Below are 24,765 nucleotides of genomic sequence, written 5' to 3' on the forward strand. Positions count from 1 at the left end.
CGGGAAGCCTGCTTCGAGATGAGCACTCCCACCTCCTTGAGAGGGTAAGGCTCCCAGTAGACGACTGGGTTGATAGGCCGGATATGGAAGCCCTGTGAGGGGTGGAGTTGACCGGTACTAATAGGCCGAGGGCTTGTCCTCAGTTGCTCGCGTCCACTGTGTTGTTCTGAAACAACGACCCGCCCGGAAATTTTCGGGTGTGCGGTTGACAGTTTCATAGTGTTTCGGTGGTCATAGCGTGAGGGAAACGCCCGGTTACATTCCGAACCCGGAAGCTAAGCCTTACAGCGCCGATGGTACTGCAGGGGGGACCCTGTGGGAGAGTAGGACGCCGCCGAACAATCTTTCAGAAGAGCCCCCATCCGGATCCCGGATGGGGGTTCTTCGCATTTCCGGACGGTACCCGGGCGATTTCCGGGCGGCCTTTCCGGTCGTAGGGCCCCGGGCCGGCGCGGGGGCGTTCTGCGCCGGTGACAGCGCCCCGGCCGGTGCGCCAGCATGGGCGCATGCCCGAGATGACGAGGACCTTCCGCCGGATCGCCGACGACCACGTCGCGCAGATCGCCGCGCTCGACCCGGCGACCTCGACCAGACTCGGGCTGCACCCGGAGGACGACCGGTTGCCGGACCTGTCGCCGGAGGGCTTCGAAGCGCTCGCCGACCCGGCCCGGCGGACACTGGCCGCGCTCGACGCCGCCGAACGGACCACCGGCATCCCCGAGGACACCGCCGGGGCCACTCCCGAGGACACCGCCGAACGGGACTGCGCCCGTCTGCTGCGGGAGCGGCTGACCGCCGAGCTCGCCGTGCACGAGGCCGGGGACCACTTCCGGCAGCTGCGCAACGTCAACTCGCCGCTGCACAAGGTGCGCGGTGTCTTCACCATGATGCCGACCGACACCGACGCGAGCTGGGCGGCGATCGCCGGGCGGCTGCGCAACGTGCCCGGCGCGCTGGACGGCTACCGGGCGACCCTGGCCGAGGGCATTGCCCGCGGGCTGCTGTGTGCGCCGCGGCAGGCCCGCGCAGTCCTTTCCCAACTGGCGGCCTGGACCGGTGAGGACGGGGGCGGCGCCGGCTGGTTCACCGGGTTCGTGGCGGGTGGACCCGCCCGGCTGCGGCCCGAACTGGACGCGGCCGCCGTCCGTGCGACCGCCGCGGTGGCGGGCTTCCGTGACTGGCTGCGCGACACCTACCTGCCCGCCGCCGACGGCACTCCGGACGCCGTCGGCCGGGAGCGCTACCTGCGCTCCGCCCGCTGGGCGAACGGCGCCGAGGTCGACCCGGCCGAGGCGTACGCCTGGGCGTGGGAGGAGTTCCACCGGACGGTCGCCGAGATGCGGGCCGAGGCCGAGCGCGTGCTGCCCGGGGCGGGCGTCCGGGCCACCATGGACCACCTCAACCGGGACGGTCACGCGATCGAGGGCGAGGAGAACATCCGCGCCTGGCTCCAGCAGATCACTGACGAGGCGATCGACGCCCTCGACGGCACCCACTTCGACATCGCGGGCCCGCTGCGCCGGGTGGAGACCTGGATCGCGCCGCCGGGAAGCTCGGGCGCGCCGTACTACAACGGGCCCAGCCTCGATTTCAGCCGTCCGGGCCGCACCTATCTGCCCGCCCTCGGTCGGCGCTCCTTCCCGACCTGGCAGCTCGTCAGCACCTGGTACCACGAGGGCGTTCCCGGGCACCACCTGCAGACGGCCCGGTGGACGGCCTCCGCCGACCGTCTCAGCAGCTACCAGATCACCCTCGGCGCGGTCAGCGCCGACAAGGAGGGCTGGGCGCTGTACGCCGAGCGCCTGATGGACGAGTTGGGCTTCCTGACCGATCCCGCTCGGCGCCTCGGCTACCTGGACAAGCAGATGCTGCGGATCATCCGGGTGATCGTCGACATCGGCATGCACCTGGAGCTGACCGTCCCCGCCGGCTCCGCCACCGGCGATTGGAGTGGCCACGACGGCGAACGCTGGACCGCGGAGCTCGCCACCGACTTCATGGCCGCCCACCACGGCAGCGACATCCGGCGCCGCACCAGCGAGATCGACCGCTACCTCGGCTGGCCCGGCCAGGCGATCGGCTACAAGCTGGGCGAGCGGGCCTGGTTGCGGAGCCGGGAGGCGGCCCGGCGCCGTCTGGGCCCCGGCTTCGACCTCCGGGCCTGGCACACGCGCGTGCTCTCCCGGGGGTCGCTCGGCCTCGACGATCTGGCTGCCGACAGTGCGCCTTAGCGGGCCTTGGGCCATGTCTCTCCGATCATCGGATCGTGAGCTTGGTGTGACTGGTCGCGGCGATCTGACGGACGCGGAATGGGCCAGGCCGGAGCCCCTCCTGCCCGTGAGCAATGGACGTTGCGGCAGGTGGCGGGACCATCGGCAGGTGATCAACGGTGTCCTGCACCGAGTTCGGACGGGCGTGCAGTGGTGCGACCTGCCGGAGCGGTTCGGCCCGTGGAAGACCGTCCACAAGCGGAGAAGGCGGACCAGGCGGCCAACCGCGTGACACGTGGCTCCCGCGGCGGTCGGCCTCCCGGCTTCGACAAGGAGCGGTACAAGAAGCGCAACGTCGTCGAGCGAGCGATCAACAGGCTCAAGGGTTTCCGGGCCGTGGCCACCCGCTAGGACAAGTGCGGCCACGTTTTTCTCGGCACTGTGACCTTCGCGGCCATCATCATCTGGCTCCGCTCACGAATGGTGGGGCATGGCCTGGCCGAGTGAAATCCGTTCCACCTCGAAGAACCGGGCGGCCCCGATCCGGGCAGCGCCCAGGGAGAGCAGCCAGGGCACCAGTTCGGCAGTGGCATCCAGCTCGTCGTAGAAGCCCAGCCGCAGGTTGGTGAGTCGCGTCTCGAAGAGCCAGTCGTCGAGGGCGTCGTCCAGGTGCCGGTCTGCCGCTTCCGTCCGGGTGTCGGCCCAGATCGTCAGCCATGGTGCCAGGGTGCGGGTGCTGACGGCGATGGTCTCCAACACCCCCATGATGTACGCGGGGCTGGGGTGTTCGTGCAGAGTCGAGCGCCACCAGGCGTGCCAGACCTGCTCCAGTGCGTCCCGCTGAGGGACGGGCCAGTCGTGCCAACCTGCGGCGACCAGCCGGGAGGCGATCAGCCCGTGATCGACGTGGAGCTGGTCGGTTGCCAGGAGCCGTACGATCCGGGGCGTCATTCGGCGATACAGCGCGGGGAAGTCATCCCAGTGGCCGGCCGACTTGGCCGCGATGGAGGAGATCAGGTCATCCGGCACCTGGTCGACGGGCCCTTCGAGGGCCGCGAGGTCGCTGTCGGCGTAGCAGTGGGTGCAGCCGCCAAAGGTGATTGCATCCGATGCGAGGGGCGCGAAGGCGACGTCCAGTGCGTCGAGTGCGTTCCTGAGTCGACGGTGTGGGTCGGTCATGGGGATCCTGCCCGGGTACTCCATCCGGCGGACCGGTGAAGATCCCGACGCTACCAGTCGGGCAGCCGGTGCGGCATCCAGATTCTGCCGGAGCTCGCCCAGTGGGACAGGGTTACCACCCACACCACATCTGGTTGCAGCGATCTGACGGGCACGAAGATCCTGTCGAGTCGCGCAGGGACAACAAGTCAGATGATCGGAGAGACGTGGCCTAGCGGGCTTCGGCGGGCCGGGCGGGTTCCGGTGGGGAGGGCGCAGAGAAACCGCCCGCCCCCGCCGGGGCCTGTTCCGCCGAGGTGTCAGATCCGGCGCAGCGCGCCCTCGGCGCGCAGGTCGGCGAGCGTGGGGTAGCCGTCGACGGCCATGATCAGGTCGGCCTCGGCCAGCAGGGCGCGCAGCACGTGCACGATGCCGTCGGTGCCCTCCAGGGCCAGGCCGTAGGCGTACGGGCGGCCCACGCCGACGGCCGTGGCGCCGAGCGCGAGGGCTTTGACGACGTCGGCTCCGGAGCGGATGCCGGAGTCGAAAAGGACCGGCAGGCCGTCGGCGGCCTCGACCACGCCTGGCAGCGCGTCGAGCGCGGCCAGGCCGCCGTTGGCCTGGCGGCCGCCGTGGTTGGAGCAGTAGACGCCGTCCACGCCGCCGTCCTTGGCGCGGCGGACGTCCTCGGGGTGGCAGATGCCCTTGAGGAGGATCGGCAGGTCGGTGAGTGACCGCAGCCAGGGCAGGTCCGCCCAGGTCAGCGGGTTGCCGAAGACGCCGATCCACTCCAGGGCGGCGGCCTGCATATCCTCCTCGGGCGCCTTGGCGAGGCGGGCGCGGAAGACCGGGTCGGAGGTGTAGTTGGCCAGGCAGTGGCCGCGCAGCTGCGGGAAGTTGCCCGTGGCCAGGTCGCGCGGGCGCCACCCGGTGGTCCAGGTGTCCAGGGTGACGACGATGCCCCGGTAGCCGGCGGCCTCCGCCCGGTGGACCAGGCTCTCGGCGAGCGCCCGGTCGGTGGGGGTGTAGAGCTGGAAGAACCCGGGGGTGTCGCCGAACTCGGCGGCCACCCGCTCCAGCGGATCGACCGTCAGGGTGGAGGCGACCATCGGCACCCCGGTGCGGGCGGCGGCCCGGGCGGTGGCGAGGTCGCCGTGGCCGTCCTGCGCGCACAGGCCGATCACCCCGACGGGCGCCATGAACAGTGGCGAGGGCAGACGCATCCCGAACAGGTCCACGGACAGGTCCCGCCGGCTCGCGCCGACCATCATCCGCGGGACCAGGCCCCACCGGTCGAAGGCGACGACGTTCGCCCGCTGGGTGGATTCGTCGCCCGCGCCGCCCGCGACGTAGGAGATGACGGACGGCGCCAGCGCCGAACGCGCCCGCGCCTCCAGTTCGGTGAAGGTCATCGGCATCGTCGGCAGCACGCCGGCAAGCCCGTTGAGGTAGATCTCGTTCTGGTAGTCGCCGAACCGTGTGCCGAACTCGGGGTCCATGCCGGTCACCGTCCCTCTCGCCGTCACTCGCCGTCACGTGCCGTCTTCCGCCCCGGACAGTTCCGGTCGGTGGCGCCGCCCGTCCGCCCGTCCGCCCGCCCGTCCGCGCTCTCGGTCGGGAGGGACGGATGGCGCTCCGGCATTCTCGCCACGGACCGCGGCCCTGACCAGGGGGCGGCCGGCCGGTGGCGGTGTCAGCGGTGCGGCACGGGCATCGAAGCGGGCCGGATCCGGGCGCCGTACCCCCACACGGTGGCGGCGGCGAGGAGGGCGACGGCGCCACCGAGCACCATGACGGTGGCGGGGGAGGAGTGGTCCACCACGAGGCCGCCGGTCAGGGCGCCGAGCGAGAGGGTGGCCTGGAACCCCGAGGTGAACACCACGCCGGCCGCTTCCGGGGCGTGCGGGGCCGCGGCGAGGAACCAGGTCAGGGAGCAGACCGGGACGGCGCCGTAGGCCACGCCCCAGAGGGTCAGCAGGACGGCGGCGCCCGGGCCGCCGGTGCCCAGCAGGGGCAGCAGCAGGGTCGAGGAGGCGAGCAGCACGGCGGCCGCGGCGAACACCGGGCGCAGCGCCCGCGCGGCGCGGCCGCCGGCGAGGACGTTGCCGAGCAGTCCCGCGGCGCCGTACGCGAGTAGGAGGCCGGTGACCAGGCCGGGTCCGGCGTGGGTGGTGGCCGTGAGGAACGGGGTGACGTAGGTGTAGCTGGCGAAGTGGGCCAGGACGATCAGGAAGGTCACCGCGAGGCCGGTGCGGGTGCCCCGCCCGGCCAGCAGCCCGCGCAGCACGCCGAGGCCGGTGGTGGTCACCGGCGGGAGCGGCGGCAGCGAGGCCACGAGGGCGGCCAGGGTCAGCAGGGTCAGCGCGGCCATCGCGAGGAAGGCGGTGCGCCAGCCGGCGAGGGAGCCGAGGAACACGCCCGCCGGTACGCCGAGGACCGAGCCGAGCGGAACGGCGGAGAAGACCACGGTGTTGGCCCGGGCCTGCCGGTGTTCCGGGACGAGGCGCGGGGCGAGCCCCGAGCCGATCGACCAGAAGGCCCCGATCACCAGGCCGAGGGTGACCCGGGCGGTCAACACGGCCCAGTAGGCGGGGGCGAGCGCGTTGAGGAGGTCCGCCAGGGCCAGGAGCAGCAGCAGGGCGCAGAGCATGGTCCGCCGGTCGGCGCGCCTGGTCGCGACGGTCACCACGGGCGCGGCGACCGCGGCCACGATGCCCGGCAGCGTCATCATCAGCCCGGCCGTGCCGTCGGAGATCCGGAAGGTGGCCCCGATCGGGCTCAGCAGGCCGATCGGCAGGATCTCGGTGGTGACGATGGCGAACACGCCCGTGGTGACGGCGAGGACGGCGAGCCAACCACCGTCCCGCGCCCGGGAGTTCGGTCGGCTGCCGGCGGGGTCCGGGGTGCGCGGGGACGGGTGGAGGGCGGTGTCGGCCATGCCGGGGGTCCTGTCCGTGAGTGGTGGTTCGTGTCACGAAGTCCACCAAGCGGGCAGGGGGTCGGGCTGGCGTGAATCCGACCTCAACGTCCGGGCTGATGCGCTGACGGGCCGGCGGCCGGTGGCCGGCGGGCTGGCGGGCTGACGGCGGGTCGGCCGGGCCGGCTGCTTCTCGGCTACTTCTCGATGAACAGCAGGTCCTCGATGGGTCGGGTCATCCGCACCGTGCTGGTGTTGCTGATCTCGACCACGTGCTGCAGGCCGACGAGGGGTGGCTTGGGGTGGTCGGGGAGGGTGAACTCGTCGGCGCCGCCGGCCAGGAAGGCGGGCAGGCAGCCCAGGTCGGAGCCGAAGAGCCGGACGTAGTCGACGAGGCGGCGGAACAGCTTCGGCAGCATCACGAGGTCCTCGGTGATCGATTCGAGGTTCTCGACCTTCACGCCGGAGGTGGTCACGTCGTGCAGCCAGACGCTGTCGGGGGCCTTGGCCGTGCGGGCCTGCTGCGCGGTGGCGGTCAGGTCGGCCCGCAGGTTGTCGGGGAGGTTCTGGTAGAAGGTGGGGTAGACCAGCCCGAGCGAGAGCAGGTGGTGGTTGACGGTGTCGTGCAGCATGTCGGGGGTGACGTCCAGCCGGAAGCCGCTCCTCGCAGGCTTCGGGGGGTCGCCGACGCTCGGCGGGGCGCCGCGTCCGACCAGCGCCACGCAGCGGTTGAAGACGTCGGCGCCGCCGGTGAGGATGTAGCCGGGGACGGCCGCCGGCGTCGAGGCCGTGACCTTCTCCTCGTTGTCCTGCACGATGTCGGTGAAGCCCAGCCACTTCAGCAGTTCGTCGCGGGCGGCGTGCGCGCCGAGCCCGAGCGGCTGGTGCGCGAAGTCCGGTCCGACGCCCTGGTAGTGGGTCTCGAGGGCGTCGATCGCGTCCAGTCGCAGTGAGGCGCCGCCGTGTTCGTCGCGCTTGACCCGGTTGCGGCCGGGGACGTCGCACCAGAAGCCCGGGTCCTGCGGAAGGAAGTGGACGGTGTCGCCGTCGGGTCGGTCGTGGAGGACCTGGTACGAGCCGGTGATGAGCACCATGGACATGTCTGCCTCCCGGATCTGACAGGACGCCACCGCCGGGGCACCGGGCCGACGCTCTGTCCGCATGCGAAGTGTTCGGGCCTGGCGGGGGCCTCGGGCGGCGGATCCGGTGGCAGTCGTCCGCATCGTCCTTCCTTCCACCATGCGCCCGTCCGGCCGCGATGTCACCCCGGGGGGAGGTGGTCACGCGCAGTGAGAAGCGGGCGGCGAGGATCGGGCGGTGAGGATCGGGCGCCGGGTTGCGCGGGTCGGCCGTTGGCCGTTGGGGGCCGCGGGGGTCGGCGGTCGTGACGGCTTTCGGACAAGGTGATCCCCGGAGTGGATTTCTTGGAACCTCCACCGAACTCTCACTCCGCCTCCCCGTAGGGTGACTCTCGTTCCGCCGCCGGGCACCCCGGCGGGCGGGACGCTCCCCTTGCCCCCGATCCGACTGGAGTGGTTCGACAATGAATGTCCGTCAGCTGTGGAAGCGCGCGGCGGCCGCGGTCGTCGGCAGGGGGATCGGAGCCGCTGCGGCGGCGTTCGCCCTGGTCGCGGCCGTCGTCCTGGGCGGCACGGTCTCCGGCATGTCCTCGGCGGAGGCCAAGCCCGCGTGGCCCGCGGGCCGTTGGGCCTGCTCCGGGCAGCCCGTCGACGCCGGGAACGTCATCACGGACCACGACGGCGCGGGCTGCGGCGGCTTCGGCTCCTGGTACCAGCAGCCGGTCAAGGACGGCATCTGGACCTGCTCAGGCTCCCCGGTGGTGGCCGGCTACGTGATCACCGACCACCTGACGTCCGGCTGCCGTGGCATCGGCTCGTGGCGCCACAACCTCGTCAAGGACGGCATATGGACCTGCTCCGGCTCGCCGGTCGTGCCCGGGTACGTCATCACCAACCACCTGCGGGCAGGCTGCGGCGGCATCGGCTCCTGGCAGCACGGCCTCCCGCATGACGGGATCTGGACCTGCTCAGGCTCCCCGGTGGTCGCCGGTTACGTCATCACCGGCCACCAGCAGGGCGGCTGCGACGGCGCCGGATCCTGGTACCACAACATCGCCCGGGTCGGCCTGTGGACCTGCCCCGGTTCGCCCGTCCCGCCCGGCTTCCGTGCCACCACCTACTCGGCCGGCGGCTGCAACGGCCTCGGCGCCTGGGTGCTCGCCCGCGCCTGACGGTCCGACGGCTGAAACGGTTGAACGGCTCGACGACTCAACGGCTCGACGGGCCGCTCCTCGTCCCCGCGTCCGGATCCGGGCGCGGGGATCAACCATCTGCAGGGGAAATTCTCCTGACGGCCAGTCAGTGCATGGTGCTGTCGTAGGACCAGTTCGGGTCGCGGCCGGTGAGGGCCAGCAGCCGGTCCTGGGTGTCGGCGCCCGGTGCGCTGGCGAGCGGCGGGTCGAACAGGCCGGTGCCGGTCAGGTCGTGGTAGCCCTGGAACTCCTCCAGCGCGTACCGGGCGGAGTCCGGCGGTATCCGGCCGTTCTCGCCCAGCGCCCGCGCCAAGTCCCAGCCGTGCACGACGGTCTCGGCGGTCAGCTCACGGGCGTAGCCGCCGGCGTCACGCACCCCGTACGGCAGGTGCACCAGCAGGTCGGGCGCGCCCGGCTGGTGGAGCGCGCGCACCGCCGTGTCGGCGGCCATCGCCCATACCCCGGCGGGGTTGCGGCCCAGCACGTCGCCCCCGAACCGGTGGCCGATCGCCTCCGGGGTGTAGCCGGCCACCGCCTGGCACACCCAAAGGTGCTGTGCGGCAAGGTGGTTCATGAGTGTGTGGACATCCCAGTCCCGGCACGGCGTGGGCGCCGTCCAGCCGTCCTCCGGAACGGCCCGCACCAGGCGGGTCACCTCCGCCACCGCGGCGACGTAGCGTTCACGGACCTCGACATGGAACCCGGATGGGTGCGGACATTCCATTGGAGGGCCTCCCTTTCTGCCCTGCTCACTCTCAGTATTCCGCCACCGGGAGCGACTTGCCAGGTCTGAGGGGACCGGCCGCCGTCGGTGCTCGCCCGACGACTCCCTGTCAGCCGTGAGCCAGGTCCTCCAGGACGGCCTGCGCCGCGTTGTGCCCCGGGATGCCGCTGACGCCGCCGCCGCGTACGGCTCCCGCGCCGCACAGCAGGACGTTCGGGCGGTCCGTCGCCACGCCCCAGCGGGCAGCGGCACTGCCACCCGCGTCCCCGGCGCCGTCCTCGTCCCCGAACGGGAAGGACCCGTCCGCGAAAGGGAAGGACAGGTCGCGGTGGAAGATGTGGCCGCCCGGCAGACCGATCTCCCGCTCCAGCTCCGGCGGAGTCCTGGCCTCCACACACGGCCGGCCGTCGGCGTCCGTGGCCAGGCAGTCGGCGATCGGCTCGGCCAGCACCGCGTCCAGCTGCGCCAGGCTCCCGGCCAGCGCGCGGTCCTTGGCCGCCGGGTCGCCGAACAACCGGGCGGGCATGTGCAGACCGAAGAGGGTCAGCGTCTGGAGCCCCTGCCGGACGGCCTCCGGGCCCAGGATCGACGGGTCGGTGAGGGTGTGGCAGTAGATCTCGGACGGCGGCGCCGAGGGGATCCGGCCGGCCTGTGCCTCCGCGTACGCGGCCGCCAACTGCCGGTAGCCCTCGGCGATGTGGAAGGTCCCCGCGAAGGCCTCGCGCGGGTCCGCGGCGGTGTCCCGCAGGCGCGGCAGCCGGTGCAGCACCATGTTGACCTTCAGCTGGGCGCCCTCCGGTGCGGGCCCCGGGTCGTCGCCCAGCAGCCGGGCCAGGACCGCCGGCGCGGTGTTCACCAGCACCCGGCGCGCCACCACCGTCCCCTCGTCGTCCCGGGCCAGGTCGCGGTACGACACCTCGGCGTCGCCGTGGCCGTGGTGGTGGCCGGGGCCGTCACTGTCGCCGTAGCGAGCGGCGGCGACTGCGGTGACCTCGTGGCCGGTCCGGATCTCGGCGCCGGCCGCCAGCGCCGCCTCGGCCAGCGCGCCCGTCACCGCGCCCATCCCGCCGACCGGCACGTCCCAGTCGCCCGTCCCGTTGCCGATCACGTGGTACAGGAAGCACCGGTTCTGCCGGAGCGACGGGTCGTGGGCGTGGGTGAAGGTGCCGATCAACGCGTCCGTCAGGACCACCCCGCGCACCAGGTCGTCCACGAAGCTCCGCTCGATCGCCGCGCCGAGCGGCTCCTCGAACAGGGACCGCCAGGCGGGCTCGTCCGCGACCCGTCGGCGCAGCTCCGCGCGGGAGGGCAGCGGCTCGGTGAGCGTCGGGAACACCCGCTCGGCGACCTGCCCGGTCATCGCGTAGAAACGCTGCCAGGCCCGCCACTCCCGGTCGCCGCCGGTCAGCGCCCGGAACGACTCCCGGGTCCGGCCGGGGTCGCCCGCGTCCACCAGCAGGCCGGTCGGCTTCCCGTCCCGCTCGGTGGGCGTGTACGAGGCGATCCGGCGCCGCCGCAGCTCCAGCCGCAGCCCGAGGTCCCGCACCACCTTGCGCGGCAGCAGGCTCACCAGGTACGAGTAGCGCGACAGCCGCGCGTCCACCCCCGGGAACGCCGACGCGGACACCGCCGCCCCACCCACCCGGGCCAGCCGCTCCAGCACCAGCACCCGCTGCCCGGCCCGCGCCAGATACGCCGCGGCCACCAGCCCGTTGTGCCCGCCGCCGACGATCACGACGTCGTACCGCGAGGACGCCTTCGTGTTCATCCGGCCACGCTACGCCACATCGGGGGAGCGCGGAACAGCCGTGCAACTCCCTGTGCAGGCTGCCTTCGCGGGTCAGCGGGCGGGGTGCTCCGCGCGGGTGCGGAGGTAGGCGAGGACGCGGCGGTGGCTCTCATGGCGCTGCCTCATGAGCTCGCCTCATGGCGCTGCCTCATGAGTTCGGTTCATGGCGTCACCTCATGAGCTTGCCTCATGGCGTCACCTCATGAGCTCACGTCATGGCGCTGCCTCATGAGGCCCCCGCATGTCGCCGCCGTCAGCCGACGGCGGACTGCCAGTCTGCTGGGCCGCTCGCCGGGAGGTGGCCGGGCAGGCCCGGGGTCCAGCGCTTGGTGCCGTCCGGCAGGATGGCGAGCGCCTCGATGCCGGGGCGGAGGGCGGCCCAGGCGAGGGCGCGGTCCGGGCCCATGGCGAAGGCGGCGGTGGTCCAGGCGTCGGTACGGGCGATGCCGGTGCCCGGGGCGCCGACCAGGGTGAGAGAGGCCAGGCCGGTGGCCGGGCGGCCGGTGTGTGGGTCGATGATGTGCGCGCCGCGTTCGGCGGTGCCGGAGGTGGCCACGGCGAGGCCCCGGCCGGCCAGTACGGCGGCGATCAGGGCCGGCTGTCGGGGGTCGGCGATGCCGATCCGCCAGGGCCCGCCGCCGGTCTGCACGTCGCCGCCGCCGCTGACGCAGTACTGCCGGGCGCCGGAGGAGCGCAGCAGCGCGGCCGCCTCCTCGACCGCCCATCCCTTGACCCAGCCGCTGGGGTCGAGCCGGCCGCCGGGCCGCTCGGTGAACCAGCCGTCGGTCTCCGCGGCCACCTGGCGGCAGGCGGCGAGGACGGCGGGGACGTCCGGATCGCAGGCGGCCAGGGCCAGTTCGCCGCGGTCGAGGCGGCTGATGTCGCTGTCCGGCCGGTAGGTGGAGAACACCGCGTCGATCCGGTGCAGCCGCTCGACGATCCGACCCAGCGCGGCGGCGGTCTCCGGGCCCGAGTCACGGACGGTGATCGAGAACACGGTGCCCATCACGGGCTCGGCGTGGCGGAGCACGGCTGCCTCAGCCCTTGGCCCGGTCGAGGGCGCTCTGCAATGAGCGGATGTAGCCGTCGCTGGTGTACGTCGCGCCGCTGACGACGTCGATCCCGGCGTTCTGCGCGGAGATCGCCTCCTGGTTGAGCACGGGCAGGGCGGAGGTGTTGATCTCGCGGTCGCGCCGTTCGGCGTTGGGGTACTTGACCACGTCGACGGCGGTGATCCGGCTGCCGGAGAGGGTGACTTGGACCTGCACCGGGCCGTACCGGGTGTTGACGGTGTCGCCGCTGACCTTCCGGGTGGCACCGGTGGGGGCCGCGGACGGGCCGGCGGCGTTCGACGGCTCCGACACATCGGAACCGGCACCGGCACCGGAGGCGGAACCAGTGCCCGAGGCGGAACCGGCTCCCGTCCCCGAGCCGATCACCGGGGGCGGTCCGCTCGCCTCGTGCGGTTTGAGGGAGAGCAGCAGCACCACCCCGGCGGCGGTGGCGGCGCTGGTGACGACGGCTCGGCGCATGGATTTCGACGCTCCTCGGAAGTCGGGAAGGCTCGGCGGACTCGGCGGACTCGGCGGACTCGGCGGACTCGGCGGGACTGGGTGCGACTGGGTGGGACCCGGCCGGGCTCAGAGGGAAAAGCTCTCGTGGTGGACGCGTCGCGGCCGCACCCCGGCCGCGCGCAGCGCGTGGACGGCCTCGTCGGTCAGCGCCTGCGGCCCGCACAGGTAGACCTCGTGCTCGGCGAGGTCGGGAACGAGTCGGGCGAGCGCGGCGCCGAGGTCGCCGACCTGTTCGCGCGGGCCGACCAGCTCGTGTACCACCGCGCCGCGCTGCCGGGCGACCTCGGCCAGCTCCGCCCGGAACAGGACGTCCTCCGGCCGCCGGGCCCGCTGGACCAGCGTCAACTCGCCCGGCAGCGTCTCGAACAGGGCGCGCAGCGGGGTGATTCCGACGCCCGCCCCGAGCAGCAGCACCCGGCGCTGCCGCAGCCGCCGCCCGGTGAACGCGCCGTACGGGCCCTCGGCGCGCACCTTGGTGCCGGGGCGCAGGGCGGCGACCGCGGCGCTGTGCCCGCCGAGGTCCTTGACCGTGAAGCGCAGGAAGCGCGGGTGCGGCGGTGCGGACAGCGAGTAGGGGTTGGCGGCCCAGCGCAGGCCGGGCGCCTGGAACTGGAGGCGGAAGAACTGGCCGGGCTCGGCGCCGAGGTCGTCCAGCCGCTGCCCGGTCAGGAACAGCGACACCACGCCGGGGCCCTCCGGCCGTATCTCCGCGACCTGCAGACGGTGCCGCCGGTCGAGCAGCCACGGCCGGGCCAGCCGGTACCAGCCGATCAGTGCCGCCGTGCCGAAGTAGAGCGCGTACCAGGCGGCCTGACCGGGGCCGCCGCCCAGGTCGGCGCCGGTGGCCAGCTGGTGGGAGAAGGCGAGTGCCACCGCCAGGTACGTGGCCAGGTGCAGGTAGTACCAGGTCTCGTACGACAGGCGGCGGCGCGCGGCCCGGGCGGAGACCGCGCCGGTGCCGAGCAGCAGCAGGGTACCCAGCGTGGCCTTGATCATCTCGGGGTAGTGGAAGACGATCTCCACGCCCTCGCCGACCGGTCCGCGCCCGTCGGTCAGCGCGTAGCCCCAGACGACCGTCAGGACGTGCACCGACACGGCGGCCACCAGCCAGCGCCCGCCGAACGCGTGCCAGCGCGCCAGCCGGTCCGCGCCGACCCCGCGCTCCACCGGCGGCAGCCGGGCCATCAGCAGGAGCAGCAACGGCGCGGCGTACCCCGCCAGCAGCCCGGTGATCCGCCCGGCGCCGGTCAGCCAGCCGGCCGCGCCGACGACCGCCGGGGTGCTCGCCCACCACAGCGCGAGCACGCCGAGCGCGCCGGCGGAGATCAGGCCGAGCGCGACGGCCGGGTCCAGGGCGAAGGACGGACGAGGCGAGGCCCGGTGCCCCCGGCCGGCGGGTGTCGGTCGCGGCCCGTGCCGCCGGGGACCGGGCCGCGACTTCGGTGCGGCGGCAGTGGTCATCGGGTACCTCCTCAGCGCCCGGCGGCGAGTGCCGCCGAGGCCGACCACGATCGCACCGCAAGCTCTGAGCCGCCTCTGAACGGTCCCGCTCCCCGCGCCCTCGCGCATCGGCATCAGCCCAGGTCATGGCAGTTGTGCTGGTGTACGAACGATTGCGCGGGGTCTCAGGGGTTTCTCATCGCGGCGGTACAGAATGAACGCCGCCCAGCACGAGCCCGAGGGAGCACCATGGACGACACCGCCGACCGCCCGGAGTGGCGCGTCCTGGTCGTCGACGACGAACCGGACCTGGTCGAGGTGGTCTGCGGCGCCGTCCGCTACGAGGGCTGGCAGGCGCGCGGCGCGACCACCGGCCTGGCCGCCGTGGAGACCGCCGCGGCCTGGCAGCCGCACGCCGTGGTGCTCGACGTGATGCTGCCCGACCTCGACGGCCTGGAGGTGCTGCGCCGGGTCCACGCCGAGCAGCCCGAGGTGCGGGTGCTGTTCCTCACCGCCCGGGACGCGGTCGAGGAGCGGATCGCGGGCATCGCGGCGGGCGGCGACGACTACGTGACCAAGCCGTTCAGCCTGGCCGAGGTGGTCGTCCGGTTGCGCGGACTGCTGCGCCGGGCCGCCCCGCCCGCCACCACCCCGTACCGGCCGCCCGCGCACGCGCTGGTCCTCGGCGACCTCGTCCTCGACGACCGGGCCCGCGAGGTGACCCGCGGCGGCGAGGCCGTCGAGCTCAGCCCGACCGAGTACGCGCTGCTCGCCCATCTGATGCGCCACCCCCGGCAGGTGCTCAGCAAGGCGCAGATCCTGGACGCGGTCTGGTCGTACGACTTCGGCGGGCAGGCGCACATCGTCGAGCTGTACATCAGCTACCTGCGGAAGAAGGTCGACGCGGGCCGCAGCCCGATGATCCACACCGTGCGGGGCGCGGGATACCTGATCAAGGCCGCGGCATGAGGCCGGGCGGTGCGCGGGATCGCCGCGCCCGGCGGCCGCCCCGCATCCCTCGCACCCCCCGCACCCTGCGCGCCCGCCTGATCGCCGGCCTGCTGGTGCTGCTCGTCGTCACCTGCGCCGCCGTCGGCTTCGCCACCGCCGCCGCGCTGCGCCACTTCCTCGTCGACCGCCTCGACCAGCAGCTCGCCGAGTCCGGCGGACGCTACGCCGCGAGCCTGGAGCACGCCGGCCAGGGCGCCGGCCCCGACACCCGGGCGCAGACCCCGGGCACGCTCGGGGTACGGCTGCTCGGCGGCCGGGTCACCGGGGCGGGCGTGGTCGACGGCGACGCCGACGACGCGGACGGCCCCGGCGACGAGGACGACCGGATCACCTTCACCCCCGCCCAGCAGGGGGCGCTCGCCGCCCTGCCGGTCGGCGGCGCGGCCCGCACCCTCGACCTCGGCGGGGCGCAGGGCCACTACCGGGTCCGCGCGGTCGCCGGGCGGGACGGCGACGTGCTGGTCAGTGGCCTGCCGCTGCGCTCGGCCGAGGACACCGTCCGGCGGCTGGAGACCCTGGAACTGACGGTCTTCGCGATCGCCGTTGCGGCCGCCGGTACGGCCGGGGCCTTCTGGGTCGGCTGGTCGCTGCGCCCGCTGCGGCGGGTGGTGGGTATGGCCGAACGGGTCAGCGAGATGCCGCTTGCCAGCGGCGAGGTCCTGCTGGCCGAACGCGTGCCGGACGACGACCCGCGCACCGAGGTCGGCCGGGTCGGCGCGGCGCTCAACCGGATGCTCGGCCACGTCGGCGACGCGCTGGCCCGCCGCCACGCCGTCGAGGAGCGGCTGCGGGCCTTCGCCGCCGACGCCAGCCACGAGCTGCGCACCCCGGTCGCGGCCGTGCGCGGCCACGCCGAACTGGCGCTGCGCCACCCCGGGGCCGTGCCGGCACCCGTCCGGCACTCGCTGGAGCGGATCGACGCCGAGGCGGTGCGGATGGGGGCGATCGTCGAGGACCTGCTGCTGCTCGCCCGCCTGGACGCCGGCCGCCCGCTGGCGGAGGAGGAGGTGGACCTGACCCGGATCGCCCTCAACGCCGTGGCCGACGCCCGCGCCGCGGGCCCGGACCACCGCTGGCGCCTCGCCCTCCCCGAGGAGCCGGTCCTGGTCCGCGGCGACGAGCACCGGCTGAGCCAGGTGGTGGCCAACCTGCTGGCCAACGCCCGGTCCCACACCCCGCCGGGCACCGGGGTCGAGCTGGGTCTCCACCAGGCTGGCAGCCAAGTCGAGTTGAGCGTCGCGGACGACGGCCCGGGGATCGCGCCGGAGTTGCTCGACCGCGTCTTCGAGCGCTTCGTCCGGGGCGACCGCGCCCGCTCCCGGGCCACCGGCTCGACCGGCCTCGGGCTGGCGATCGTCCGGGCCGTCGTCCAGGCGCACGGCGGCACGGTGGCCGCGGCCAGCCGGCCGGGCCGTACGGTGTTCACCGTCCGGTTGCCGTGACAGCGGTCGTACCGGTCGTAGTGGTCGTACCGGTCGCCGTAGCGATGGCTGAGGTGGGGGCCGATGTGGCGGCCGGACTGGCGACGGTGCCGGTGCCGGTGCCGGTGCCGGTGCGGAAGCGCTGCCGGTAGTCGGTCGGCGTGGTGCCGAGGCGACGGCGGAAGGCCCGCACCAGGGTGTCGACGGTGCCGAACCCGCAGGCGGTGGCGAGGCGTTCGAGCGTGGCGTCGCCCGATTCCAGCTGGTGGCGGGCGAGTTCGACCCGGGCCGACTCGATGTACGCGCTCGGGGTGGTGCCCAGCTCGGTCTTGAAGATCCGGGTCAACTGCCGTTCGCTGACGTGGGCGTGGGCGGCGAGGTCCGGGACGGTGAGCCGCCCGGAGAGGTTGCGCAGGATGTGGTGGCGCAGCTCCTCGATCCGCCGGGTGGTCGACACCGGCTCCAGCGGGACGCTGAACTGGCTCTGGCCGCTGGGGCGTTTGAGGTACATCACCAGCTGGCGGGCGACCCGCAGTGCCAGTTCCTCGCCGAAGTCCTCGGCGACCAGGGCGAGCGAGAGATCCAGGCAGGCGCTGATGCCGGCGCCCGTCCAGACCTCGCCCTCGCGGATGAAGATCGGGTCGGCGTCGACCTCGATCTCCGGGTACTCGGCGGCGAGTTGGCCGGCCGTGGACCAGTGCGTGGTGGCCCGCCGGCCGTCCAGCAGCCCGGCGGCGGCGAGCAGGTGCGCGCCGACGCAGACGCTGGCCACCCGGCGCGAGCGGGCGGCCAGCGCGCGGACCCGCCCGACCACCGCGGGGTCGGTGAGCGCGCGGACCCGGCGCCGCTCGTCCACCTCGACCGCACCGGGCACCAGCAGGGTGTCGATGCCGCCCTCGGCGGCCTGGTCGAAGGTGAGGTCGGGCAGGATCCGCACGCCCGCCGCGGTGGTGACCGGAGCCATGGTCTCGGCGGCGAGGACGACCCGGTAGCCGGTCGCGTCGTCGGTCTCCCGCCGGACCAGCGAGAACACCTCGGGCGGGCCGGTCACGTCGAGCAGGTCCACGCCCTCGAACAGGACGATGACGATCAGCCGCCGGACGGTGTCGGTGTCGGTGCCGGTGTCGGAATCGGTGTCGGTGCCGGTCGCGGCTTCGTTGTCGGTCTCGGTTGCCATGGGCGCCCCCTCGATGTCGGAATCTGCATGTTAGATGGCATTGCCGACATGCGAGCGTCGCCCGTAGCGTTTTCAACGGCAGACCGCACCGAGCGTGACCTGCCGAATCCCCGACTTCCGAACCCGAAAGGCGGCACCGCTGTGCCCACGACGACCCTGCGCACCCTCAGCGGACTCGACGAGAAGCCGGCCTCGCTCGGCGATGCGACCGTGATCCTGATCGACTACCAGAACACCTACGTACGCGGCGTGATGGAGCTGGAGGGCTGGCAGGAGGCGCTGACCGCCGCCGCCGACCTGCTCGCCCGGGCCCGGGCGGCCGGCGCCACCGTCATCCACGTGATCAACGACGGCGGCGAGGGCACCCCGTACGACATCCGGGCCGAGATCGGGCAGATCCACCCGAGCGTGGCGCCCGCCGACGGCGAGCGCGTGGTGGTCAAGCAGGTCCCGGACGCCTTCGTCGGCACCGACCTGGGCGAACTGATCGACGCGGCCGGCCACCAGGACGTCGTCGTCGCCGGATTCATGACCCACATGTGCGTCACCTTCACCACGGCCAGTGCCTTCCTGCGCGGCAACCGACCGACCGTGGTGGCCGCCGCCAGCGCGACCCGGCCGCTGCCGTCGGGCGGCACCGAGCTGACCGCCGCCCAGGTCCACCGCGGCGCGCTGGCGACGATCGGGGACCTGTACGGGGTCGTGGTGGAGTCCCCGGCCGACCTGGGCTGAGGCGAGAATGGGCGGGGGTGTTCGGGCCACCCGGACACCCCGTTCGGAGGTCGGACACTCCGTTCGGAGACCGAACACCCCGTTCGAAGGGGAGACTCGGGAGCCCGAGCCTGGCCGGGCGAACGGGCGGCAGGCAAACGATTCGGTTCTCGCCGAACGGTCTTGCGTCGGGGCCGCTCCCGGGGTGACGATCGCGGTCGTGCTGCGAATCTTCTTCGGTGCGGACGACCTGGCGCGGGTCCGGGTCGCGGAGCGTCCGGACATGTCGATGGAGCTGTCCCTCAGCGTGCACGCCCTGGTGAGCGGGCTGCGCGACCCGCGCTTCCAGGGCTGGCGCGACCATCTGCGGGCGTCCTGGAACCCGCGGACCGCGCTGCTCTTCGACCTCTACACCCCCTCGGCGATCCCGGAGTTCCTCGCCGTGCGGCGAGACCCGGGCGCCACCGAGAGCGCCACCGCCGAAGCGCCCGAGGCGCCGCTGCGCGACCACCTGCGCTCGGTCGGCGGCGAGCGGCAGTTGAGCGCCTTCGCGCGGGGCGTGGCGGCGGGCGACCGCCGGGCCAGGAAGCTGCTCGGCAACGTCACCGCCGACTACCAGACCCGGGCGATCGACCCGTACCGGCGGCAGATCGAGACCATCGTCACCACCGAACACGGGCGGCGCCGCCGGATCACCGAGCCGGATCAGGTGCTCGGCTCGCTGCACCCGGCGGTGTCCTGGCGCCGCCCGGTGCTCAGCTTCCCGCTGGCGAACCGGTGCCGGCACGATGTGCGGCTGGACGGCCGCGGACTGCTGCTCCAGCCCTGCGTGTTCGGCCCCCGCCGCCCCGTCATCGCCCGCTTCGAAGACCCGGAGCAGCAGCCCGTGCTCCTCTACCCGGCCCGGATCGGTGGACCCTTGCGTGCCGAGTCCGAACCGACCGCCAGCCGCACCCTGACCGCCCTGCTCGGCCAGACCCGGGCCGCCGCCCTGGAGGCCATCGCCACCCACGGCCCGTGCTCCACCAAGGAGTTGGCGGCACACCTGGACGTCTCCACCGCCTCCGCCAGCGAGCACGCGACCGTCCTCGCCGACTCCGGCCTCACCGTCAAGGACCGTACCGGCCGCACCGTGACCCACCGGCCGACCCCGCTCGGCGAGGCCCTCCTGGCCGGCCGCCTCCCCTCCCCGGTCGCCGGGCCTGACCTCGCCTGACGCCGCCCCCGCTGGCCGTCCGCCGCCCGTCCGCCGCCCGTCCGGCGGTGGTTTCCGGCCAGGGGCCCGGAGGGGCGCCCGGTGAGGTGCGGGGAGCCGGGGACGGAGAGCGTTTCGGCAGGTGAGGTTGGTGGCCACCGCGCGGCGGCCTCGGCTCAGGGGTTGGCCGGGAGGGCCGGGGTGCGGCGGGGCTGGCGGGGGAGGGGGAGGGTGAGTGCCTCGGGGGAGGCGGCTGGGAGGGCGAGGGCGGAGGCGGCTTCGGCGGGGAGGGGGTGCAGGCCGAGGAGGGCGGTGGTGAGGCGGGTGGTGGCGCGGTGCCAGTCGGGGACGCGCTGGAGCATGGCGTGGCCGCTGCCGGTGACGGTGTAGCCGCAGACGCGGGCGCCGGCGGCACGGCTGCGGGCGGCGAAGGCGCGGGTGTCGGCGGGCGCGGTGACGGTGTCGCGGTCGCCGTGCAGCATCAGGACGTCCCGGTCGGCCAGCTGTTCGCAGGGGTCCTCGGCCGGGCACCACGGGGCGAGGGCGACCAGGCCGGTGACGGACGGGTGCCCGCCGGCCTGCAGCGCGGCCCGTCCGCCCATCGAGTGGCCGATCAGGACGGTGGGCACCGGGCCCAGCAGCGCGGCCAGTTCGTCGAGTGCGGCGAGCGTGTCCCGGGCGGCGTCGGCGCGCTCGCCGTTCCAACCGCGGTGGCGGTAGCGGACGGTGCCGACGGCCACCTCGGCGTCCGCGGTCGCCTTGGTCAGCGCGCGCAGGAAGCCGTGCATCCGCAGCAGGGGGAGGTTGAGGCGACCGGGCCGGGCGAGGTTGTGCTCCTCGCCGCCGTGCAGCACCAGGACGGCGGCCCGGGCCCGTTCCGGGCGGGTCCGCCAGTGCAGCGCCCGGTGCCCCACCGCGCTGTCCGCCGCCGTACCGCTCACTGCCGCACCGTCCCGTCCGTCCCGCCCGCGCCGCCTGTTCCCCGGACCGCCACTGTACGCGTGCGGACCGCCGGACCGTTCACCCGAGCGAACCACCCCGGACACCGGGCGCGCGCGGCCCCGACGGGGGCGGGACCAGGGGACGAGGACGGGACCCGGTGAGGAGGCAGCGGAGGTAGGTCTCAGGCCTCCAGCAGGCGCTGCTCGCGCGCCAGCCAGCAGATCGCGGTGAGCCGGAGTACGGCGTAGTCGTAGCCGACCGGCTCCCGCCAGCCGATCTCGGCGAGCGCGTCCAGGAAACCCAGCGCGTAGTCCGACACTTCCGCACGGTCCAGGGGTCGGGGCGCGAGCTCCGGCCCCTGCGCGTACAGCAGCTCGCGCAGCATCGCCGCGTGCTGGTCGACCGCCGCGACGAAGCCGGGCTCGAACGCGAACTCGGCCAGCCGAGGCGTGAAGGCCGCCACGATGCCGGGCAGCGGGCAGCCGGCCGGCTCGTCGGGGGAGCGTCGGAAGGATTCGTCGGGGGTCGCGAACATCCGTCCACGGTAGGCGAGACCGGGGGCGGGAACGGAGGGCCGTGACGGTTCCGTGCTGAGACCTTGGCCACCCGTCCCCGGGAGCCCGGTACGTTCCGTGGTCTGGCCGGTTCCCTGCGCTCACGACCGGGGGGTGGGTACCAGAATGGTCCGCATGGATCTTCGCATCTTCACCGAACCCCAGCAGGGCGCGAGCTACGACACCCTCCTGAAGGTCGCCCGCACCGCCGAGGAGCTCGGTGCCTTCAGCGCCTTCTTCCGCTCCGACCACTACCTGAAGATGGGCGACGTCGACGGCCTGCCCGGCCCCACCGACGCCTGGATCACCCTGGCCGGCCTCGCCCGCGACACCCGCACCATCCGCCTCGGCACCCTGATGACCGCCGCCACCTTCCGGCTGCCCGGCGTCACCGCGATCCAGGTCGCCCAGGTCGACGCGATGAGCGGCGGCCGGGTCGAGTTCGGCCTCGGCGCCGGCTGGTACGAGGCCGAACACACCGCCTACGGCATCCCCTTCCCCAAGGAGAAGTTCGGCCGGCTGGAGGAGCAGCTGGCGATCATCACCGGGCTGTGGAACACCAAGCTCGGTGACACCTTCGACTTCGCCGGCGAGTACTACACCCTGACCGACTCGCCGGCGCTGCCCAAGCCCGCCCAGGACCGCATCCCGGTGCTGGTCGGCGGCCTCGGCCCCAAGCGCACCCCGGCGCTGGCCGCCCGCTTCGCCGACGAGTTCAACCTGCCGTTCGCCTCGGTGGACGACTCCGCCGCCCAGTTCGCCCGGGTCCGCGCCGCCGTCGAGCAGGCCGGGCGCTCGGCCGACGACCTGGTCTACTCCAACGCCCTGGTCGCCTGCGTCGGCCGGGACGACGCCGAGGTGGCCCGCCGGGCCGCCGCCATCGGCCGCGACGTCGACGAGCTGAAGGCCAACGGCCTGGCCGGCACCCCGGACGAGGTGGTCGAGAGGATCGGCCGGTTCGCGGCCGTCGGCAGCGAGCGGATCTACCTGCAGATCCTCGACCTGGACGACCTCGACCACCTGGAGCTGATCGCCTCCCGGATCGCCCCGCAGCTCGGCTGACGGTCGGGAACAGCCGGCAGCAGTCGTCGCCGGTCGGTCCCGACCGGGACCGACCGGCGACGGTGGGTGCCGGAAACGGGCCCGGTCCCGCAACAGGCCCGGGCCCGGCAGGGTCCGTTCGTATCCGCTCCGACCGTCGCCCTTTACTCGCTCTTGGGAATGCGCCATGCTCCTGAGCAGGGAACGGCGGGGGGAGATCCGGTGAGCGGGACGAGAACGGCGCGGGCGGCGGTGCCGAGCGTGCCGCCGCCGCGCACCGCCGGGGAGCACGTCGTCCTGCCCCCGCCGTACGACCCGCCCGCCCTGCACGAGCTGCGCGGACCGGGCCCGGCGGCCCTGCGCTACCCCGCCGGTGACCTGCTGATCGTCACCGGCCTGCCCGGCAGCGGCAAGAGCACCCTGATGCGCCGCTGCGTCCGCGCCCCGCTGATCGACTCCCAGCTGGTCCGCGACGAGTACGCGGCCCGACTGCCCGGCCGCCTCCCGTACGCCCTCTACCGCCCGCTCGCCCGGCTCGCGCACTACCGGCGGCTGCGCCGCGCCGTACTGGACGGCGGACCGCTCGCGGTGCACGACTGCGGCACCCTGCCCTGGGTACGGGCCTGGCTCGTCCGCGCGGCCGCCCGGCAGGGCCGCCGGGTGCACCTGCTGCTGCTCGACGTCGACCCGGCCGCGGCGCTGGACGGGCAGCGGCGGCGCGGACGCGGCGTCTCCCGCTACGCCTTCGCCCGGCACCGGTCCGGCGTCGCCCGGCTGCGCCGGCGGATCCTCGCGGCCGGACGGCTGCCGGCCGGCTGTGCGTCGGCCGTGGTACTCGACCGGGCCGCCGCGCGCGCCCTACGGGAGATCGACTTCACGGCGTCGTAGTCTCGGCGAGTCCGCGCCGGGTGCCGCGCCGACGGGTCCGGCCGGAGCGAGCCCGGGCGCGGCCGAGACTCCGTCAACTCCCCCGTCAGGAGCGCAGATGCGCCGTACTGCCCGGGTGCGCTCGCGTGCCCCCCGCCTGTTCCCCTGCGCCGCCGCGCTGGTCGCCGCCGCCGGTCTGAGCCAGTTTGCGGGACCGGTCCCGCAGCGCGCCGCCGCCGCCCCGACGACCATGTGCGACAGCACCGGGGTCACAGCCGACAGCACCAGGGTCACAGCCGACGGCACCGGGGTCGCAGGAGACAACACCGGGGTCACAGCCGACGGCGCCGTCGGGGCTGCCGCTCGGAAACCGGCAGGCAGCCAGGCCGGGAAGGACCCGAACGCCGTCAGCGCCGCCGAGGCCCGGGCGATGCAGGCCGACCTCGACGACCGGCTCGCCAAGCTCGGCACCGCCCGCGCGCCGATCGGCGCCCCGACCACCGTCCCGGTCTACGTCCACGTGGTCCACGCCGGCGACTCCGGGAACCTGGACGAGGGCGCCGTCGCTGCCCAGATCGACCACCTCAACGCCACCTACGGCGGCCAGGGCGCGGGCAACACCCCCACTCCGTTCCACTTCGAGCTGGCCGGCACCGACTGGACCGACAACGCCGGCTGGTACAGCGGCATGACGCCCGGCTCGACCGCCGAGAAGGCGATGAAGACGGCCCTGCGCAAGGGCGACCAGGGCGCCCTCAACCTCTACACCGCCCGGCTCGGGCAGTCCCTGCTCGGCTGGTCGACCTTCCCGAACGCGTACCGGTCGAACCCGACCGACGACGGCGTGGTCGTGCTCGACGCCTCGCTGCCCGGCGGCTCCGCCACCCACTACAACGAGGGCAACACCGCCACGCACGAGATCGGCCACTGGCTCGGCCTCTTCCACACCTTCCAGGGCGGCTGCCTGGGCTCGGGCGACTACGTGGACGACACCCCGGCCGAGCGCAGCGCCGCCTACGGCTGCCCCGAGGACCGCGACACCTGCTCCAGCCCGGGGCTGGACCCGATCCACAACTACATGGACTACAGCTACGACCCCTGTATGAGCCAGTTCACTCCCGGGCAGATCCAGCGGATGTCGAACTCGTGGGCTGCGTACCGGAGTTGATCCGGCAGTAGCGAAGTTCATGCGGCACGCCGCCGGCGGCGTGGCACAGGCCGACCAGGTGTCCGACGTGATCCGTGTCCGGAGGGTCGGGACCGATCAGGAGCCCATCCAGCTGTACCAGCAAGCAGGAGCAACCGAAGGAGCAAGGCCATGAGTGCCAATCCCCGGATCGTCGTCGGCGTGGACGGCTCGCCCGCCTCGGAGCAGGCGCTGCGCTGGGCGGTCGACTACGCCAAGGCCGTCGGCGGGACCGTCAACGCGATCGCCGCCTGGGAGTACCCCGCCTTCTACGGCTGGGGTGGACAGGGCGTACCGACCGGCGAGACCCTCAACCCCGAGGAACTCGCGGGCAAGACCCTCTCCGACTCCGTCGTCAGGGTCGTCGGCGACGACCCGGGCGTGCGGATCAGCGAGAGCGTGATGCCCGGCAACGCCCCCAAGGTCCTGCTCGAAGCGGCCAAGGGCGCCGCCCTGCTCGTCGTCGGCAGCCGCGGCCTCGGCGGGTTCTCCGGCGTCCTGCTCGGCTCGGTCAGCCGCCACCTCACCGAGCACGCGCCGTGCCCGGTGGTCGTCGTCCGCGAGCAGTAGCCCGCG

Annotated in this window: 22 protein-coding genes, 2 rRNA genes and 1 pseudogene; 13 read left to right on the forward strand and 12 right to left on the reverse strand. The window is 73.8% G+C overall.

Annotated elements, in window-relative coordinates; all coding sequences use genetic code 11:
* The 4 genes and pseudogenes from ACZ52J_RS11755 to ACZ52J_RS11770 all read left to right on the forward strand — a co-directional run.
* Positions 1–141 (forward strand): 23S ribosomal RNA (locus ACZ52J_RS11755); the annotation flags it as partial.
* A gap of 82 nt (positions 142–223) precedes the next feature.
* Positions 224–340: ribosomal RNA gene (gene rrf, locus ACZ52J_RS11760) — 5S ribosomal RNA — on the forward strand.
* 166 nt (positions 341–506) lie between these two features.
* A complete protein-coding gene (locus ACZ52J_RS11765) occupies positions 507–2,231 on the forward strand; it encodes a DUF885 domain-containing protein (protein WP_465617796.1) in 1,725 nt (574 codons plus the stop codon).
* Positions 2,232–2,244: 13 nt separating this feature from the next.
* Positions 2,245–2,717: pseudogene (locus ACZ52J_RS11770) on the forward strand (transposase).
* Here the strand turns inward: ACZ52J_RS11770 and ACZ52J_RS11775 are convergent.
* The 4 genes from ACZ52J_RS11775 to ACZ52J_RS11790 form a co-directional block, all read right to left on the reverse strand.
* Positions 2,685–3,389, reverse strand: a complete 705-nt coding sequence (locus ACZ52J_RS11775) for a hypothetical protein (protein ID WP_465617798.1) — start codon at positions 3,387–3,389, stop codon at positions 2,685–2,687. The pseudogene ACZ52J_RS11770 and the gene ACZ52J_RS11775 sit on opposite strands and share 33 nt — an antisense overlap.
* 299 nt (positions 3,390–3,688) lie before the next feature.
* Positions 3,689–4,867, reverse strand: a complete 1,179-nt coding sequence (locus ACZ52J_RS11780; protein WP_465617800.1) for an alpha-hydroxy-acid oxidizing protein — start codon at positions 4,865–4,867, stop codon at positions 3,689–3,691.
* Positions 4,868–5,061: 194 nt separating this feature from the next.
* The gene (locus ACZ52J_RS11785) at positions 5,062–6,306 is read right to left on the reverse strand and encodes an MFS transporter (RefSeq protein ID WP_465617802.1); all 1,245 of its coding nucleotides are present in this window, start codon (positions 6,304–6,306) and stop codon (positions 5,062–5,064) included.
* Positions 6,307–6,482: 176 nt separating this feature from the next.
* The gene (locus tag ACZ52J_RS11790; RefSeq protein ID WP_465617804.1) at positions 6,483–7,385 is read right to left on the reverse strand and encodes a nuclease; all 903 of its coding nucleotides are present in this window, start codon (positions 7,383–7,385) and stop codon (positions 6,483–6,485) included.
* A 443-nt stretch (positions 7,386–7,828) separates the two neighbouring features.
* Here ACZ52J_RS11790 and ACZ52J_RS11795 point away from each other — a divergent pair, with 443 nt between their 5' ends.
* A complete protein-coding gene (locus tag ACZ52J_RS11795; RefSeq protein WP_465617806.1) occupies positions 7,829–8,536 on the forward strand; it encodes a hypothetical protein in 708 nt (235 codons plus the stop codon).
* Positions 8,537–8,663: 127 nt separating this feature from the next.
* On the opposite strand, the gene ACZ52J_RS11800 is transcribed toward ACZ52J_RS11795, so the two are convergent.
* From ACZ52J_RS11800 to ACZ52J_RS11820, 5 genes are all read right to left on the reverse strand, one after another.
* Complete coding sequence (locus tag ACZ52J_RS11800; protein WP_465617808.1) at positions 8,664–9,281, reverse strand: TIGR03086 family metal-binding protein; 618 nt, start codon at positions 9,279–9,281, stop codon at positions 8,664–8,666.
* A 109-nt stretch (positions 9,282–9,390) separates the two neighbouring features.
* Entirely contained in the window at positions 9,391–11,049 is a 1,659-nt protein-coding gene (locus tag ACZ52J_RS11805) for a phytoene desaturase family protein (RefSeq protein WP_465617810.1), read from the reverse strand.
* Positions 11,050–11,323: 274 nt separating this feature from the next.
* Entirely contained in the window at positions 11,324–12,100 is a 777-nt protein-coding gene (locus ACZ52J_RS11810) for an FAD:protein FMN transferase (protein WP_465617812.1), read from the reverse strand.
* 7 nt (positions 12,101–12,107) lie between these two features.
* A complete protein-coding gene (locus tag ACZ52J_RS11815) occupies positions 12,108–12,602 on the reverse strand; it encodes an FMN-binding protein (protein ID WP_465617814.1) in 495 nt (164 codons plus the stop codon).
* A 108-nt stretch (positions 12,603–12,710) separates the two neighbouring features.
* On the reverse strand, positions 12,711–14,105 hold the full coding sequence (locus ACZ52J_RS11820) for a ferredoxin reductase family protein (protein WP_465617816.1): 1,395 nt from the start codon (positions 14,103–14,105) through the stop codon (positions 12,711–12,713).
* Between the two features lie 228 nt (positions 14,106–14,333).
* Here ACZ52J_RS11820 and ACZ52J_RS11825 point away from each other — a divergent pair, with 228 nt between their 5' ends.
* Complete coding sequence (locus ACZ52J_RS11825; RefSeq protein ID WP_465617818.1) at positions 14,334–15,053, forward strand: response regulator transcription factor; 720 nt, start codon at positions 14,334–14,336, stop codon at positions 15,051–15,053.
* Positions 15,050–16,537, forward strand: a complete 1,488-nt coding sequence (locus ACZ52J_RS11830) for a sensor histidine kinase (protein WP_465617820.1) — start codon at positions 15,050–15,052, stop codon at positions 16,535–16,537. The genes ACZ52J_RS11825 and ACZ52J_RS11830 overlap by 4 nt, the downstream gene beginning before the upstream one ends.
* On the opposite strand, the gene ACZ52J_RS11835 is transcribed toward ACZ52J_RS11830, so the two are convergent.
* Positions 16,518–17,693: a GlxA family transcriptional regulator gene (locus ACZ52J_RS11835; RefSeq protein ID WP_465617822.1), complete on the reverse strand. Its 1,176-nt coding sequence runs from the start codon at positions 17,691–17,693 to the stop codon at positions 16,518–16,520. The genes ACZ52J_RS11830 and ACZ52J_RS11835 overlap by 20 nt on opposite strands.
* 141 nt (positions 17,694–17,834) lie before the next feature.
* On the opposite strand from ACZ52J_RS11835, the gene ACZ52J_RS11840 reads away from it, so the two are divergent.
* Both ACZ52J_RS11840 and ACZ52J_RS11845 read left to right on the forward strand, forming a co-directional pair.
* Entirely contained in the window at positions 17,835–18,425 is a 591-nt protein-coding gene (locus ACZ52J_RS11840; RefSeq protein WP_465617824.1) for an isochorismatase family protein, read from the forward strand.
* Positions 18,426–18,624: 199 nt separating this feature from the next.
* Positions 18,625–19,620, forward strand: coding sequence for an ArsR/SmtB family transcription factor (locus tag ACZ52J_RS11845; protein ID WP_465617826.1), 996 nt, complete (start codon positions 18,625–18,627; stop codon positions 19,618–19,620).
* 155 nt (positions 19,621–19,775) lie between these two features.
* On the opposite strand, the gene ACZ52J_RS11850 is transcribed toward ACZ52J_RS11845, so the two are convergent.
* Positions 19,776–20,540 carry an alpha/beta fold hydrolase gene (locus ACZ52J_RS11850; RefSeq protein ID WP_465617828.1) on the reverse strand — a complete coding sequence of 255 codons (765 nt, stop codon included), beginning with the start codon at positions 20,538–20,540 and terminating at the stop codon, positions 19,776–19,778.
* A gap of 182 nt (positions 20,541–20,722) precedes the next feature.
* Positions 20,723–21,076: a DUF6401 family natural product biosynthesis protein gene (locus ACZ52J_RS11855; RefSeq protein ID WP_360493649.1), complete on the reverse strand. Its 354-nt coding sequence runs from the start codon at positions 21,074–21,076 to the stop codon at positions 20,723–20,725.
* A gap of 154 nt (positions 21,077–21,230) precedes the next feature.
* Here ACZ52J_RS11855 and ACZ52J_RS11860 point away from each other — a divergent pair, with 154 nt between their 5' ends.
* From ACZ52J_RS11860 to ACZ52J_RS11875, 4 genes are all read left to right on the forward strand, one after another.
* Positions 21,231–22,157 carry an LLM class F420-dependent oxidoreductase gene (locus ACZ52J_RS11860; RefSeq protein WP_465617831.1) on the forward strand — a complete coding sequence of 309 codons (927 nt, stop codon included), beginning with the start codon at positions 21,231–21,233 and terminating at the stop codon, positions 22,155–22,157.
* A 159-nt stretch (positions 22,158–22,316) separates the two neighbouring features.
* Positions 22,317–23,024, forward strand: coding sequence for an AAA family ATPase (locus tag ACZ52J_RS11865; protein ID WP_396287852.1), 708 nt, complete (start codon positions 22,317–22,319; stop codon positions 23,022–23,024).
* Between the two features lie 97 nt (positions 23,025–23,121).
* Positions 23,122–24,171 carry a zinc metalloprotease gene (locus tag ACZ52J_RS11870; RefSeq protein WP_465617834.1) on the forward strand — a complete coding sequence of 350 codons (1,050 nt, stop codon included), beginning with the start codon at positions 23,122–23,124 and terminating at the stop codon, positions 24,169–24,171.
* 150 nt (positions 24,172–24,321) lie between these two features.
* Positions 24,322–24,759, forward strand: a complete 438-nt coding sequence (locus ACZ52J_RS11875; protein WP_465617836.1) for a universal stress protein — start codon at positions 24,322–24,324, stop codon at positions 24,757–24,759.
* The last annotated feature ends 6 nt before the right edge of the window (positions 24,760–24,765 follow it).

Source organism: Kitasatospora sp. NPDC034035 (assembly GCF_055575755.1).